The sequence below is a fragment of the Sphingomonas sp. UYAg733 genome (assembly GCF_054057355.1).
This window is the reverse complement of sequence record NZ_JBSRZE010000016.1, coordinates 1-13,739: the sequence shown is the minus strand read 5'-3', so window position 1 is coordinate 13,739 and position 13,739 is coordinate 1. Positions and strand designations below refer to the sequence as shown.

Below are 13,739 nucleotides of genomic sequence, written 5' to 3'. Positions count from 1 at the left end.
CCGGCACCGGTATCGCGTAAAGCCGCACACTGCGTTGCGTGGGACGCAATGGAACCGTCACGCGGCGATGTTATGTGATCTTCATGCTGCGCCAGATGCCCCCATTGGAAGCCGTCGAAGCCTTCCTTGCCGCGGCCCGGTCGCGCAGCTTCCGCGCAGCCGCCGCATCGCTCGCGCTCAGTCCCTCGGCATTTTCGCGGCGTATCCAGCTGCTCGAGCGCTTCGCCGGCCGACAATTGTTCCAGCGCTCCGGTGCGGCGACCTTCCTCAGTACGGATGGGGAACGGTATCTGGCGGATGTCGGTCCCGCGATCGAGGCAATCCTGCAGGCGACGAATTCGCTACGCCAGCTCGATGGCGATCGCGCGATCCGCATGGCCACCTCGCATTCGATGGCGGCGGAATGGCTGATGCCGCGGCTTCCGAAGCTCTTGTCGGAAACCCGTATCAAGCTCGAACTGACCGTATCGCGAGACCCGGAACGCTTGCGTTCGCACCTTGTGGACGTGGCGTTATGGGGTGGCCCAACCCCTGACAAAGCAGCCTTGGTCGATGTCATCGCGGATCTGGACGCGGTTCCTGTTACTGCGCCACGGCTGTTCGACGGCGCTTCGCCGCCCCGTACGCTCGCCGATCTTGCGGACCAGCCCTTGATCGAAGTTCGGACGAACGCCGGGCTCTGGCGACATTGGCTGCGCAAGGCCGGCTATCGCGGCCCGGCACCAGCGGTCGCGGCGCGATACGATACCAATCAACTCAAGAACGAAGCGGCGGCGTCCGGCCTCGGCGTCGCTCTTGCAACCCCGATGGTCGCAGAGCGCTTTCTGGCCGATCGACGACTGGTCGCCTTCACCCATATGCGGCGGCCCACCGACCATTCCTATTGCCTGCACTATGCCAGCAATGACGTACGGTCGCGGATCGGCGTTCAGGCCCTGCTGGACTGGCTCAGGACCGAAGCGCGTGCTTCACTCAGGCGATACGACCACTGGTACGAAGCGGAGACATGTTCCTGAGCGATCGGCGCCGCGCGCGCCTTTAGCGCGTGGCGTTATATTTCAACTGATCGTCGGTCAGCTGGAAGCCGACCAGCGCCTCGAACGTCGCACGCTGCACCGCCTGGCGAATTTCTGGGGAGGTCAACGGATCGACCGCGGCATCGCTGTCGCCGGCCTTGCGCTTCTGCGTCAGTTTCTGCTTCACGTCGTCGGGAAGCGTCGCGGCGCTGCGCGCGATGATCGTGCTCGCCTGGCCGCTGGCCGAGGCGCGGGTCTGACCAGCATCGAAATGCACGTTGACGCGCCCGATCCGCTTGGCGACGACCGCGCTGCCACCGCGCACCACGGTGATGAAATAGGGCAAGGCGACGTCGCGTGCGGCATCCGCGCGGACGCGGCTGGCGCGGATGTCGAAGGTCACGTTGGTGACGATGTCATTGGTCGCATCGGCGCAGGTCGATCGCACATTGGTCATCGACGCGGTCACGTCGATTGCCGACGCATCGCGGCTCGCCGGCGGATCGAACATTGTGATGTCGCCGGTCGCGGCGGGAACGCCGACCGTCGGGCAGGCCGAACGGATCGCGGTAATGCCGACGCCGCCGTTCAGGTCGATCTCGCCCTTGCTGGCGCAGCCGCCGACAAGCAGCATCGCGATGACGGGAAGGACGATTTTCGGGGCTGTCACGGGCATACGCACCTTATCACAAGGAAGGGGCCATGGCGCTTGCACACCGGCCCCGAAACTTCAATCACCATAGGAACCGGCTTTCGCAGGCGCAAGCAATCGCGTAGAGCCGCGGGACATGAGCATCCCGGAAAAGCCCGCCCTCCAATTACTGATCGCGGCCCCGCGCGGATTTTGCGCCGGCGTCGATCGCGCGATCCGAATCGTCGAACTGGCGATCGAGAAGCATGGCGCGCCGGTCTATGTCCGACACGAGATCGTCCATAACAAATACGTCGTCGATTCATTGAAGGCCAAGGGCGCGGTGTTCGTCGAGGAACTCGACAGCGTGCCCGAAGGCGTGCCGGTGGTCTTTTCCGCGCACGGCGTACCCAAATCGGTCCCGGCGGCGGCGCAGGATCGCGGCCTGACCTATCTCGACGCGACTTGCCCGCTGGTGTCAAAGGTCCATCGTCAGGCCGAACGCCTCGTCGCGGCCGGGCGGCATATCGTGTTTATCGGCCATCTCGGCCATCCCGAGGTGATCGGCACCTTCGGCCAGGTGCCGGAAGGCGCGATGACCCTGATCGAGGATGTCGCCGATGCGGAGGCATTCACGCCGGCCGACCCGACCAACATCGCCTTCCTTACTCAAACCACTTTGTCGGTCGACGACACCGCCGATGTCGTCGCGACCCTGCAGCGCCGCTTTCCCGCGATCCAGGCGCCACGCCCCGACGATATCTGCTACGCCACGTCGAACCGGCAGACCGCGGTCAAATCGATCGCGTCAATGTGCGACGCGATGCTGGTGATCGGTGCGCCAAATTCGTCGAACTCGGTCCGGCTGGTCGAGGTCGCGGTGCGCGAGGGCACGCCGGCCCAGCTGATTCAGCGCGCCGCCGATCTCGATTTCGATTTCCTGACCGGCGTCAGGACGCTCGGCATCACGGCGGGCGCCTCCGCGCCGGAAATACTGGTCCGCGAACTGGTCGATCGGCTGAGCGAGCGGTTCGAGGTCAGCGAGCGCGAAGTCGAGACCAACCGGGAAACGGTGTCGTTCAAGCTGCCCCGCGGCCTCGAAGCCGCGGCCTGAACCCTTGGCCGTTTATACTCATGTGTCGGCCGAAGCGCTGGCCGCCTTCCTTGCGCGCTACGACCATGGCGAACTGGTTTCGGCCAAGGGCATCGCGGAGGGCGTCGAGAACAGCAATTACATGGTCGACACGACCAAAGGCCGCTTCATCCTGACGCTTTATGAAAAGCGGGTGGATCTGGGCGACTTGCCCTTTTTCTTCGCGATGCTGGATCATCTCGCCGAACGCGGCAATCCGGTCCCGCGCGCGCTGCCCGACCGTGCCGGCGTGGCGATCCAGCAACTCGAAGGCCGCTCCGCCTGTCTGATCGAATTCCTGCCCGGCGTATCGGTCTCGCATCCGACGATCGCGCAAGCCTTCGCGACCGGCGCCGCGATGGGCCATATGCACGAGTCGCTGACCGATTTCACCGGCGAGCGCCCCAATAGCCTCGGCCCGGAAGGCTGGTCGGCGTTGCTGGCGCGATGCGGGCGCGATCTCGACGCGATCCAGCCGGGTCTGTTCGACCGCGTCAGCGGCGCGCTGGCGACAGTGCTGGCGGCATGGCCATATAACTTGCCACGCGGGGTGATCCATGCCGATCTGTTCCCCGACAATGTCCTGATGCTCGGCGACCGGGTCGGCGGCCTGATCGATTTCTATTTCGCCTGCACCGACATCCGCGCGTGGGATCTGGCGGTGACGCACAGCGCCTGGTCGTTCGACGCGAGCGGCGACACCGTCGATCGCGCGGTCGGCGCGGCATTGGTCGAGGGTTATGTCTCGCGCTTCCCGCTGAGTGACGCCGAGCGCGCGGCGCTGCCCGTTCTGGCGCGCGGCGCATGCATCCGCTTCCTGCTCACCCGCGCCTGGGACTGGCTCAACACGCCGGCCGACGCACTGGTCACGCGCAAGGATCCGCTGGCCTATCTGCGCCGCCTCAACACGTATGATCAAATGGGCGAGACCCTTTTTCAATGACCGAACCCGATCCTGAATTCACGCGAGTAGAGATCGCCACCGATGGCGCGTGCAAGGGCAATCCCGGCCCGGGCGGCTGGGGTGCGCTGATCCGCGCCGGCGGCAAGGAAAAGGGATTGTCCGGCGGCGAAAAGCTGACCACCAACAACCGGATGGAACTGACCGCCGCGATCGAGGGGCTGAACGCGCTGAAGCGGCCATGCCTGGTCACGCTATCGACCGACAGTCGTTATGTGATGGATGGGCTGACCAAATGGATCAAGGGATGGCAGCGCAACGGCTGGAAGACCGCCGACAAGAAGCCGGTCAAGAATGCCGATCTATGGCAGGCGCTGCTCGACGCCGCCAAGCCGCACCGCATCGAATGGAAATGGGTGAAGGGCCATGCCGGCCACCCCGACAATGAGCGGGCTGACCGGCTGGCAAGCGACGCCGCCGACGCCGCGCGCAAATACTAAGCTTCAGCTATTGTCTTCGGTCGGTGCGCCGGGGCCATTTTTCTTGATCGAGTCGATCGCATTCTCGGCGGATGCCTTGCTCGAATAGCCTTCGGTCGAGAACATCGTTTCGCTGTTGTATTTGAAGCGAACACGGAACTCGCCAGCCTTGTCCTTATAGATCTCGAACTTGTGCGCCATGGTCATCCTCCGTCGTTGGACTGCGCCAGACTAAGCCGGTAAATCCGGTTACGCCAGCGGTCTGAAGCGACCGGGCGCGTACACCGCAGGGTCGATCGCGGCCGCTCCCGAACCGGGTGTGCGACCAAGCAACAGCGCAGCTGCGAGCGCCGCGGCAGCGGGCGCGGTCTGGATACCGAAACCCCCTTGCCCCGCGCACCAGAAAAAGCCCGCCAGGACGGAATCGAAGCCATAAACCGGCAACCGGTCGGGCGCGAAGCTGCGCAGTCCCGCCCATTTATGCTCGACCGCGACCACCGGCCAGTCGACGACCTGCTCGAACCGGTCGATCGCGATCGCCACGTCGATCTCCTCGGGCGCGACATCGCCCGGCGCGACCGGCGTCTCGTCATGCGGACTGAGCCAAAGCCGCCCCTCGCCCTCGGGTTTGAAATAGAAACGCCCGGCGATGTCGGCGACCATCGGCATGTCGGAGGGAATCACGGCGTCGGTGCGCAATTGCACCATGGTGCGGCGATTCGGCTGCAGCCCGATCGGTGCCGCCCCGGCGATGGCGGCGACCCGATCAGCCCAGGCGCCGGCGGCATTGACCAGCAAGGTCGCGGCGATGTCCTGCCCGCCCGCGTCGATGCGCCAGCCATCCATCGCCCGCGCCGCGCCGCGCAAGGGTGCCGACAGCTTCAGCACAGCGCCCGAACGTCGCGTTTCGGCGAGATAATGGGCATGCAGTGCGGCGACATCGATATAGGCGCTGCTCGCCTCCAGCACGCCGAGCGTCCAATCCGCCCGGATACCGGGTATCACCGTCGCCGGATCCATCGCCGACAGTGCCACGCCGGTGCCGTCGAACTCGGCGAGAAAAGCATCGATCGCCGCATGGTCGGCAGCGCGACCGATATGGAGCGACCCAAGCGGCGCGAGGAAACCGCCCGCTTGCAGCGCCGGTCCAGACGCGGTGGTCAGCGGCTGCACGCCGGGCCCGCCATAGGTTTCGGACCAGAAGGCCGCCGATCGCCCGGTCGAATGATAACCGGGCTGATCCTCGGCCTCGACCAGCACCACCGACGCATGCGGCGCAACCGCGGCCGCAAGGCTCGCGCCCGCAATACCCGCACCGACGATCGCGATATCGTATCGTTCCACCGTTATCCGCCCACCGTTACCAACCTGGTCAGGCCTGAGCGCGCGACGCGAGGAAGATGTCGATCTCACCGATCGCGCGATTGCGCACGGCATCGGCCTCACGCAGCACCTCATGCGCCGATTCTCTGCCGAATCGCACGACCCGGGCATCGGGCAGCCGGGCCGCGACCTGCAGCGCAGCCTTGGGATTCACCAGCTTGTCGGCTTCCGCGACGATCAGCAGTGTCGGTACGGTCATCGTCTTGAGCCGGGGATCGTCGCGTTGGCGCCGGGTCGATTCGAACGCTTGCATCACCCAGCGCCAACTCGGCGGACCGAGCAGCAATTCGGGTTTGGTCGCCTGCCAGAATATCTCGTCGTCATAACGATCGCGATCATGCGTCAACAATGCCTGCCGCGTCACGGTCGTCGCGGGGCGTTCATTGACCTTCCACGCCGCCCGCGCCGAATTGCCCGCCCCGCCCAGCATCCTGGCCATTCGCTCACCGAGCGAGGCACCGAGCGGGCTGTGCAGGCCGAGCATCGGCGCAATCAGCACTGCCGCATCCGGTTTCGCCATACCCTCGGTCATCGCGCGCAACACCAGATGGCCGCCCATCGAATGCCCCATCAGCACTTTCGGACCAACGGCATCCTGCTGCCATTCCCTCCAGAAAGCGGCGAAGTCGGCGACATAGGTGTTGAAATTCTCGATATGGCCGACATGGGCATCGGGCGAGGTGCGGCCCGATCCGGCTTGTCCGCGCCAGTCGAGCGAAGTGATCGACCAGCCCTGTGCGTGCCAGTGCGCGAAAACTTCGAGATATTTCTCGAAAATATCGCCGCGTCCGCCCTCGAACAAAATGCTGCCGCGCCTTGCCGAGCCCTCGGCCGGCCAGTCGAAACGGCGGAAATCCCAGCCATCCGGCCCACGCCATCGGCCGATCCTGGCGTCGGCTGGAATCGCACGACGAAACATTTCTGGTGAATCCATCGGTGATCGTTACTTTTTGGAAAGCCATGCCGTCTAGGGAATTCCCTGATGGGTTGGGGAAATCCGATTGCTTTGATGCTCGGCGCGCTTGCGCTGGTTCTCGTTTTGGCGGGGATTGAAGACGCGCGCCATCGTGAGATCGCCAATTGGAAGAACGCCGCCATCGCCCTGCTCGCGCCGCTCTGGTGGTGGGCGAACGGGCTGGCGCTATGGCCGGATATGGCGATCCAGCTTGGCCTGGCGCTCGGCGTCTTCGCTTTTTTCTGCGCCGCGTTCAACTTTGGCTGGATGGGTGGCGGCGACGTCAAGATGATCGGAGCGCTTGCGTTGTGGTTCCCGTTTGTACCGCTGGTCGAGATGTTGATCGTCATGTCGCTGCTTGGCGGGGCGCTGACCTTGATCATGATGATCGAGAAATATTTCCGCAAAAACAAGGGTGTTATCGAGATTCCCTATGGCGTGGCGATTGCGATCGCTGCGCTCATTTCGATACGCGAACCGATTTTTAACCAGTTTCTGTGAGTGCTTAACGCCGGATCAACCTGATCCGCGCTCGAAAAGGTCCGAAGCGTTATGGATACCCGTAAGATCGTCCTGCTGTTAGGTGCGCTGGTTGTCGCGGCAATCACCGCGTTCATGGCGCGCAGCCTGATTATGGGCAGCCCCGCGCCTCAAGCCGGTGCAACCACGGTCGCCGCACCGATCGATGGTCCCGAAGTGCTCGTCGCGACTCGCGCCTTGCCGGTCGGGACGATCCTCGATGCCACCGCGCTGAAGTTTCAGCCCTGGCCCAAGGAACTGGTCGAGAACGCCTATTACATCAAGGCCCAGACCGACCTGAAGGCGCTGCAAGGCACTGTCGTGCGCAACGCGATCACCGCGGGGCAGCCGATCACCCAGGGTGCGCTGGTCAAGCCCGGCGATCGCGGTTTCCTGGCAGCAGCACTCGGCCCCGGCATGCGCGCCGTGACAATTCCGATCTCGGTCCAGACCGGCGTCGCCGGCTTCGTGTTCCCGGGCGACCGCATCGACCTGATCCTGACTCAGACCGTTCCCGGCGGCGGCGATGGCCCGCCCCTCAAGGCGTCCGAGACGATCATGCGCAACCTGCGCGTGCTCGCCACCGATCAGCGTACCGACAACACGACTGGTGAAGACGGCAAGACACAGGTCAAGACCTTTTCCAACGTAACGATCGAGGCGACGCCGAAGATCGCCGAGCAGATCGCGGTCGCGCAGACGCTTGGCGCACTGTCGCTGTCGCTGCGCTCGATCGCCGACAACAATTCCGAACTCGAACAGGCGATCGCCAGCGGGGACATCAAGGTGCCCGAAACCGACGATCCCAAGGCCGAGAAGGCGATGATGCTGAAGCTCGCGAGCCAGCCGACAACCGGCAACACGACCTACGCCGTCGGTGCGGACGTGTCGCGCTTTCAGCGTCGCACCGTGCCGGGCAAGGCCTCTGAAGTCAGCATGATGCAGGGTGTCTCTGCTGCGCCAACGGGGGGAAGTTATCCGGGTGCCGCGGTGGCGGTGGGTCCGATGGTGCGCGTCGCACGCGGCAATGCGGTGACCGAAGTTCCGGTCGGGGGGAAGAAGTAACATGCGTATCGCGCTCACACCGATCGGCTGGCCGCTGGCCGCCGCACTTGTCGCGGCAGCCATTGGCGGCGCCCCGGCACCCGCTCCGGCCCAGTCGGCCTCCGCCTCACCCGTGCTGCAGGTCAACACTGGCCGCGGTCGCCTGATCACGCTTGCCCGGCCGATGAGCGATGTGTTCGTCGCCAGCGACTCGATCGCCGACGTACAGATCCGCTCCGCCACGCAGATCTATGTGTTCGGCAAGGCACAGGGCGAAACGACGATCTCCGCCACCAACAAGGCGGGCGCGGTGGTCTATTCCGCCACGGTGCGCGTCGGCAATAATTTCGACTCGATCCAGCAGATGCTGAATCTCGCAATGCCCGAAGCGCATATCGTGGCGACACCGATGAACGGCCTGATTCTGCTGACCGGAATCGTTGCCGCGCCGGCAGATGGCGCGGAAGCCGAGCGGCTGGTCCAGGCTTATGTCGGTGATACAACCAAGGTGCTCAGCCGCCTCAGGACCGCGACGCCGCTGCAGGTCAACCTGCAGGTCAAGTTCGCCGAGGTCAGCCGCAGCTTCGTCAAGAATATCGGCGTGCGCCTGCGCACCAATAATTGCGTGCCGTCATGCTCGGGAACGGGCTTTCTGGGTGGCGCTGGAAACCCGGGGACGATCGAGATTAACCCCACTACCGGCCGGAAGACATTCACGCTGCAGGAGGGTGTGGAGCGTTCGACGCTGGGCTTGTTCGGTCGCGCGCTCGGCACCGACTTCTTGGCCGCACTCGACCTTGGTGAAACGATTGGTCAGGTTTCGACGCTCGCAAATCCTAATCTGACCGCGCTGTCGGGCGAAACCGGCACTTTCCTGGCGGGTGGTGAAATTCCCATTCCGGTCAGTCAGGGCCTTGGTGCGGTGTCGGTCGAATTCAAGCAATATGGCATCAGCCTTTCCTATACGCCGACGGTGCTGTCCGATGGCCGCATCTCGCTGCGCGTCAGGCCCGAAGTGTCGCAGCTGTCGGCGCAGGGAGCCGTGCAGATATCCGGCACGACGATCCCCGCCTTCACCACAAGGCGCGCCGAGACGACGGTCGAACTTGGTTCGGGTCAGAGTTTCATGATCGCCGGCCTGTTGGAGAACGACCATCAGAATACGATCGAAAAGACCCCTGGGCTTGGCGACGTGCCGGTACTCGGTGCGCTGTTTCGTTCGAATGGCTTCAAACGCAACGAGACCGAACTGGTGATCGTCATCACTCCTTATCTGGTCAAGCCGGTCAACGCGAACGACATCGTGCTGCCGACCGACGGCTATAAGGCGCCGACCGATCTTGGCCGAGTCTTCCTGGGCGAGCTTGGCGGTGGCGTCACCGGCGGCGACCGACCCAAGCCGAGCATGGCACCACCCGCGACAGCGGTTCCGGCGTTCGGAGCGTCCGCGCCCGTCCTACCGGCCCCCAAGGCCGAAGAACGTCGCGAGGAAAAGGCGCCGCCACCCGCAAAACCCAAAAAGGGCGCGGTCGCCGCTCCCGGTTTCAGCATCAATTGACCCTGCGACACAGTGACGGGCCCATAAGGGAAAGAACCATGTTGAAGCGTAGCATCCTGATCGCCACGACGCTGGCCCCTGCTCTACTATTGGGGGCGTGCAGTACCGGCACGAAGAATCGCGGACTGGAATCGGTGCATCAGCCGGTCGTCAGCCGCACCGATTTCGTGTTCGATCTGAACACCAGCGGCAACACCCTGGCCCCGGGCGAAGCACAACGTCTCGGTGGATGGATGCAGTCGTTGCGGCTCGGTTATGGCGACCGCGTCGCGATCGACGACCCTAACCCCAATGGTGCCAATCCCTATGCCAACGGCATCCGCGACGACGTCCAGTCGCAAATCGCCCGCTATGGCCTGCTCCTGTCCGACGAGGCGCCGATCACCGGTGCGCCGGTGCAACCCGGCATGGTCCGTGTGGTGGTCAGCCGAATGAAGGCGATCGTCCCCGGATGCCCGGACTTCAGCCGTGTCAGCCAGCCCGAATTCGAAAGCAACACATCGTCCAACCAGGGCTGCGGCGTCAATTCGAACCTTGCCGCGATGACCGCCAATCCAGGCGACCTGGTACGCGGTCAACCCGGCGCCGATGTCACCGATCCGGCAACGGCAACCAAGGCGATCAACGCGTTCCGCAAGGCGACACCAAGCGGCGCCGGCGGTACCACTGCCGGCAATGCCGGCAAGCCCGGGAGCAATTAAGCCATGAACGCACCCTTCAATCCCGGTCGCGTCGGGCACCGCGAACCCTTTGTTGCCTATGTCTGCGACGAGACGACGGCGGAATCGATCCGCCCGGTCGTCGCCGAAATGGGCTGGGCGCCGGAAAAGGTGAACAAGGGCGGCCTGCGCAATGCGGTCCAGTCGCTGTCGGTCTCGGCCAGTCCGCAGATCCTGTTCGTCGATCTGTCCGAATCGGGCGATCCGCTTAACGACATCAACGCGCTTGCCGAAGTGTGCGAGCCCGGCACGGTCGTGATCGCCGCCGGTCAGGTCAATGACGTGCGCCTGTACCGCGACCTGGTGGTCAGCGGTATCCAGGATTACCTGCTCAAGCCGCTCAGCCCGGATATGCTGCGGGAGGCCTTCACTCATGCCCAGGCACTGCTCAACGCGCCCAAGGCCGTCGATGCATCGGTCGAACGGCCGCATTGCTCGACCGCGGTGATCGGCGCGCGCGGCGGTGTCGGCGCTTCGACCATCGCGACCTCGGTCGCCTGGGTGTTGAGCGAGAAGGGTAAGCGTAACACCGCCTTGCTCGATCTCGACGTGCATTTCGGTACCGGAGCGCTGACCCTCGACCTCGAACCAGGCCGAGGCCTGACCGACGCGATCGAAAACCCGAGCCGGATCGATGGCCTGTTCATCGAACGCGCGATGGTAAAATCAAGCGACACGCTGTCCGTGCTGTCGGCCGAAGCGCCGATCAGTTCGCCAGTGCTGACCGACGGTGCCGCCTTCTACCAGCTGCAGGAGGAAATGCGTTCGGCGTTCGAATGCACCGTGGTCGACCTGCCCCGTGGCATGCTGGTGTTGCATCCGCACCTGATCACCGACGTCCAGATCGCGGTCGTGGTGACTGAGCTGACGCTTGCCGCGGCGCGCGATTCGATTCGCATTCTGTCCTGGCTGAAGTCGAACGCGCCGCACACCCAGGTGTTCGTGGTTGCCAACCGCGTCCATGCCAACGCGCAGCTTGAGATCAGCCGTAAGGATTTCGAGGGCTCGATCGAGCGCAAGATCGATTTCATGATCGCGTTCGACCAGAAGGTCGCGGCGCAGTCGGCCAAGCTCGGCAAGCCGATGGCGGAGGCCGGCAAGGGCTCCAAGACTGTCATGCCGATCGTGGAACTCGCGATGAAGCTGATGGGTGCGGGCGACGCGGCCGCCGAGGCGTCGCCGGCGAAGAAGCCGGCCGCCAAGGGCACGTCGCTGATGGGCAAATTCGGCGACTTCAAATCGATGATGCCGAAACGCAAAAAATAAACCGGTTCGAACCGGTCGATTGACCGGATCGTAACCAAGCGGAGCGCTTGATACCACAATGGAACTGACGCCATTGATCATGCTGGGCGGGGGCGCATTCGTCGTCCTGCTGCTTATCGCCTTCGCCTTTGCCGGCCCCTCGGCGGAGCGTGCACAGGCACGCCGGTTGTCGACCGTCCGCGCTCGTCATAATGCCTCGGCCAATGCCGCGGTCGAGGCACAGATGCGCCGCATCACCGCCAGCCGCGGTACCAAGATGGACGGTTATGCGATGCGCTTCCTGCCGCGCCCCGCCGTCCTGAAAAAACGCCTGGCTATGACCGGAAAATCGTGGACCGTTGGCCGATATGGCATGGCCACCGTCGGCATCTTCGTCGTGGTCACCGCATTGCTGGCATTCCAGGGCCTGCCCTTCGCGCTCGCGCTGCTGCTCGGCGTGGTGCTTGGCGCGGGCATTCCTCACATGGCCGTTGGTTTCTTCATCAAACGACGCATCGCCAAATTCACGTCCAAATTCCCCGACGCGATCGAGCTGCTGGTGCGTGGTTTGCGCTCCGGCCTGCCGATCACCGAGACGATCGGCGTCGTGGGTCATGAGATCGACGGGCCGGTCGGCGAGGAATTCCGCACCGTATCGGACAAGATGAAGATCGGCCGCACCATGGATGCCGCCCTTCAGGACACGGCGGATCGCCTTGGCACACCCGAATTCCAGTTCTTCGTCATCACCATCGCGATCCAGCGCGAGACCGGCGGCAACCTTGCCGAAACCCTCGCCAACCTCGCCAATGTGCTGCGCATGCGCGGGCAGATGAAGCTCAAGATCAAGGCGATGTCGTCAGAATCCAAGGCGTCGGCCTATATCATCGGATCGCTGCCGTTCATCGTGTTCGGCATGATCTGGATGATCAACGGCAGCTATATGCAGACGTTCTTCACTGACCAGCGGCTGATGGTCGCCGGCGGCGGTGGTATGCTGTGGATGGCGATGGGCGCCTTCATCATGGCCAAGATGATCAATTTCGAGATCTAGGGAAGCATAAGAGCATCATGGGCGACACGGCTGGACCGACGATCCTTGGGGTCAATGTGATGATGGTGGCGACAATGCTCGCCGGCGTTGCCGCATTCGCCGTGCTTCTCGCAATCTATGCCGCGACCACGGTGCGCGACCCGATGATCAAGCGCGTCAAGGCGCTGAACGAACGCCGCGAACAGTTGAAGGCGGGCATCACCGCATCGACCAAGCGCCGCGCCAAGCTGGTCACCAAGAACCACACCACCGACCGCATCAAATCGATCCTGTCATCACTGCAGGTGCTGCAGGAAAGCCAGGTCAAGGCCGCCCAGATCAAGCTGATGCAGGCCGGTATCCGGTCGAAAGAATATGCCGTCGCGGTCATTTTCGGCCGTCTCGTCCTGCCGATCGTGTTCGGCGGGCTGATGCTCTACGTCGTTTATGGCACGGAGATGTTTTCGGATTACAGCGCGATAAAGCGCTACGGCATCGTCGCGGGTGCGTTTATCCTGAGCTACAAGGCGCCGGATATATTCCTGAAGAACAAGATCACCAAGCGTTCCAATGCGATCCGCAAGGGCCTGCCGGATGCGCTCGATCTGCTGGTGATCTGTGCCGAAGCGGGACTCACCGTCGATGCCGCGTTCCACCGCGTGGCGCGCGAACTGGGCCGCGCCTATCCCGAGCTGGGCGACGAATTCACGCTCACCGCGATCGAACTCGGCTTCCTCAACGAACGCCGCCAAGCGTTCGAGAACCTGGCCATGCGGGTCAAGCTCGATGCCGTCAAAGGCGTGGTGACGACCATGGTACAGACCGAGAAGTACGGCACGCCGCTGGCGTCCGCACTGCGCGTGCTGTCGGCCGAGTTCCGCAACGAACGTATGATGCGCGCCGAGGAAAAGGCCGCGCGCCTGCCCGCGATCATGACTGTGCCGTTGATCCTGTTCATCCTGCCAACCCTGTTCGTCGTCATCCTGGGGCCCGCCGCCTGCTCCATCTCGGATGCGTTCAAGGGCGGCATCTAGTGGATTGATCGGAACGAAGGAGTCCGTTTTAGGATTCCCATGGCGGCTGCGGCATGCGACGTTGCGACATGCGCACTGGTATCACGATTG

At 63.8% G+C, this 13,739-nt stretch carries 15 protein-coding genes; 11 read left to right on the top strand and 4 right to left on the bottom strand.

Features of this window, described 5'->3' with window-relative positions:
* Window positions 1–83 precede the first annotated feature (83 nt).
* Window positions 84–1,016, top strand: a complete 933-nt coding sequence (locus ACVWZA_RS18375; protein WP_457312883.1) for a LysR substrate-binding domain-containing protein — start codon at window positions 84–86, stop codon at window positions 1,014–1,016.
* A gap of 22 nt (window positions 1,017–1,038) precedes the next feature.
* On the opposite strand, the gene ACVWZA_RS18370 is transcribed toward ACVWZA_RS18375, so the two are convergent.
* Window positions 1,039–1,692: a hypothetical protein gene (locus ACVWZA_RS18370; protein WP_457312812.1), complete on the bottom strand. Its 654-nt coding sequence runs from the start codon at window positions 1,690–1,692 to the stop codon at window positions 1,039–1,041.
* A 112-nt stretch (window positions 1,693–1,804) separates the two neighbouring features.
* Here ACVWZA_RS18370 and ispH point away from each other — a divergent pair, with 112 nt between their 5' ends.
* Genes ispH through rnhA form a run of 3 tightly spaced genes read left to right on the top strand, consistent with a single transcriptional unit; the run spans window position 1,805 to window position 4,180 of the window.
* Window positions 1,805–2,761, top strand: a complete 957-nt coding sequence (gene ispH / locus ACVWZA_RS18365; RefSeq protein ID WP_457312811.1) for a 4-hydroxy-3-methylbut-2-enyl diphosphate reductase — start codon at window positions 1,805–1,807, stop codon at window positions 2,759–2,761.
* Between the two features lie 4 nt (window positions 2,762–2,765).
* Window positions 2,766–3,722, top strand: a complete 957-nt coding sequence (thrB, locus tag ACVWZA_RS18360) for a homoserine kinase (RefSeq protein WP_457312810.1) — start codon at window positions 2,766–2,768, stop codon at window positions 3,720–3,722.
* Window positions 3,719–4,180, top strand: coding sequence for a ribonuclease HI (rnhA, locus tag ACVWZA_RS18355; protein ID WP_457312809.1), 462 nt, complete (start codon window positions 3,719–3,721; stop codon window positions 4,178–4,180). Before thrB ends, rnhA begins: the two co-directional genes overlap by 4 nt.
* A 3-nt stretch (window positions 4,181–4,183) precedes the next feature.
* On the opposite strand, the gene ACVWZA_RS18350 is transcribed toward rnhA, so the two are convergent.
* From ACVWZA_RS18350 to ACVWZA_RS18340, 3 genes are read right to left on the bottom strand one after another with little or no spacing between them, the layout of a single operon-like run.
* Window positions 4,184–4,360 carry a YegP family protein gene (locus ACVWZA_RS18350; protein WP_457312808.1) on the bottom strand — a complete coding sequence of 59 codons (177 nt, stop codon included), beginning with the start codon at window positions 4,358–4,360 and terminating at the stop codon, window positions 4,184–4,186.
* A gap of 48 nt (window positions 4,361–4,408) precedes the next feature.
* Window positions 4,409–5,503: an NAD(P)/FAD-dependent oxidoreductase gene (locus ACVWZA_RS18345; protein ID WP_457312807.1), complete on the bottom strand. Its 1,095-nt coding sequence runs from the start codon at window positions 5,501–5,503 to the stop codon at window positions 4,409–4,411.
* A 28-nt stretch (window positions 5,504–5,531) separates the two neighbouring features.
* Entirely contained in the window at window positions 5,532–6,476 is a 945-nt protein-coding gene (locus ACVWZA_RS18340) for an alpha/beta fold hydrolase (protein ID WP_457312806.1), read from the bottom strand.
* 48 nt (window positions 6,477–6,524) lie between these two features.
* On the opposite strand from ACVWZA_RS18340, the gene ACVWZA_RS18335 reads away from it, so the two are divergent.
* From ACVWZA_RS18335 to ACVWZA_RS18305, 7 genes are read left to right on the top strand one after another with little or no spacing between them, the layout of a single operon-like run.
* Window positions 6,525–6,998, top strand: a complete 474-nt coding sequence (locus tag ACVWZA_RS18335) for an A24 family peptidase (protein WP_457312805.1) — start codon at window positions 6,525–6,527, stop codon at window positions 6,996–6,998.
* A 51-nt stretch (window positions 6,999–7,049) separates the two neighbouring features.
* Window positions 7,050–8,081: a Flp pilus assembly protein CpaB gene (cpaB, locus tag ACVWZA_RS18330; protein ID WP_457312804.1), complete on the top strand. Its 1,032-nt coding sequence runs from the start codon at window positions 7,050–7,052 to the stop codon at window positions 8,079–8,081.
* A gap of 1 nt (window position 8,082) precedes the next feature.
* Complete coding sequence (locus ACVWZA_RS18325) at window positions 8,083–9,618, top strand: type II and III secretion system protein family protein (protein ID WP_457312803.1); 1,536 nt, start codon at window positions 8,083–8,085, stop codon at window positions 9,616–9,618.
* A 38-nt stretch (window positions 9,619–9,656) separates the two neighbouring features.
* On the top strand, window positions 9,657–10,319 hold the full coding sequence (locus ACVWZA_RS18320; protein WP_457312802.1) for a CpaD family pilus assembly protein: 663 nt from the start codon (window positions 9,657–9,659) through the stop codon (window positions 10,317–10,319).
* A gap of 3 nt (window positions 10,320–10,322) precedes the next feature.
* Window positions 10,323–11,603 (top strand): pilus assembly protein CpaE, encoded by a 1,281-nt coding sequence (locus tag ACVWZA_RS18315; protein ID WP_457312801.1) that lies wholly within the window; start codon window positions 10,323–10,325, stop codon window positions 11,601–11,603.
* A 58-nt stretch (window positions 11,604–11,661) separates the two neighbouring features.
* Window positions 11,662–12,636: a type II secretion system F family protein gene (locus ACVWZA_RS18310; RefSeq protein ID WP_457312800.1), complete on the top strand. Its 975-nt coding sequence runs from the start codon at window positions 11,662–11,664 to the stop codon at window positions 12,634–12,636.
* Window positions 12,637–12,653: 17 nt separating this feature from the next.
* Window positions 12,654–13,649, top strand: coding sequence for a type II secretion system F family protein (locus tag ACVWZA_RS18305; RefSeq protein ID WP_457312799.1), 996 nt, complete (start codon window positions 12,654–12,656; stop codon window positions 13,647–13,649).
* The last annotated feature ends 90 nt before the right edge of the window (window positions 13,650–13,739 follow it).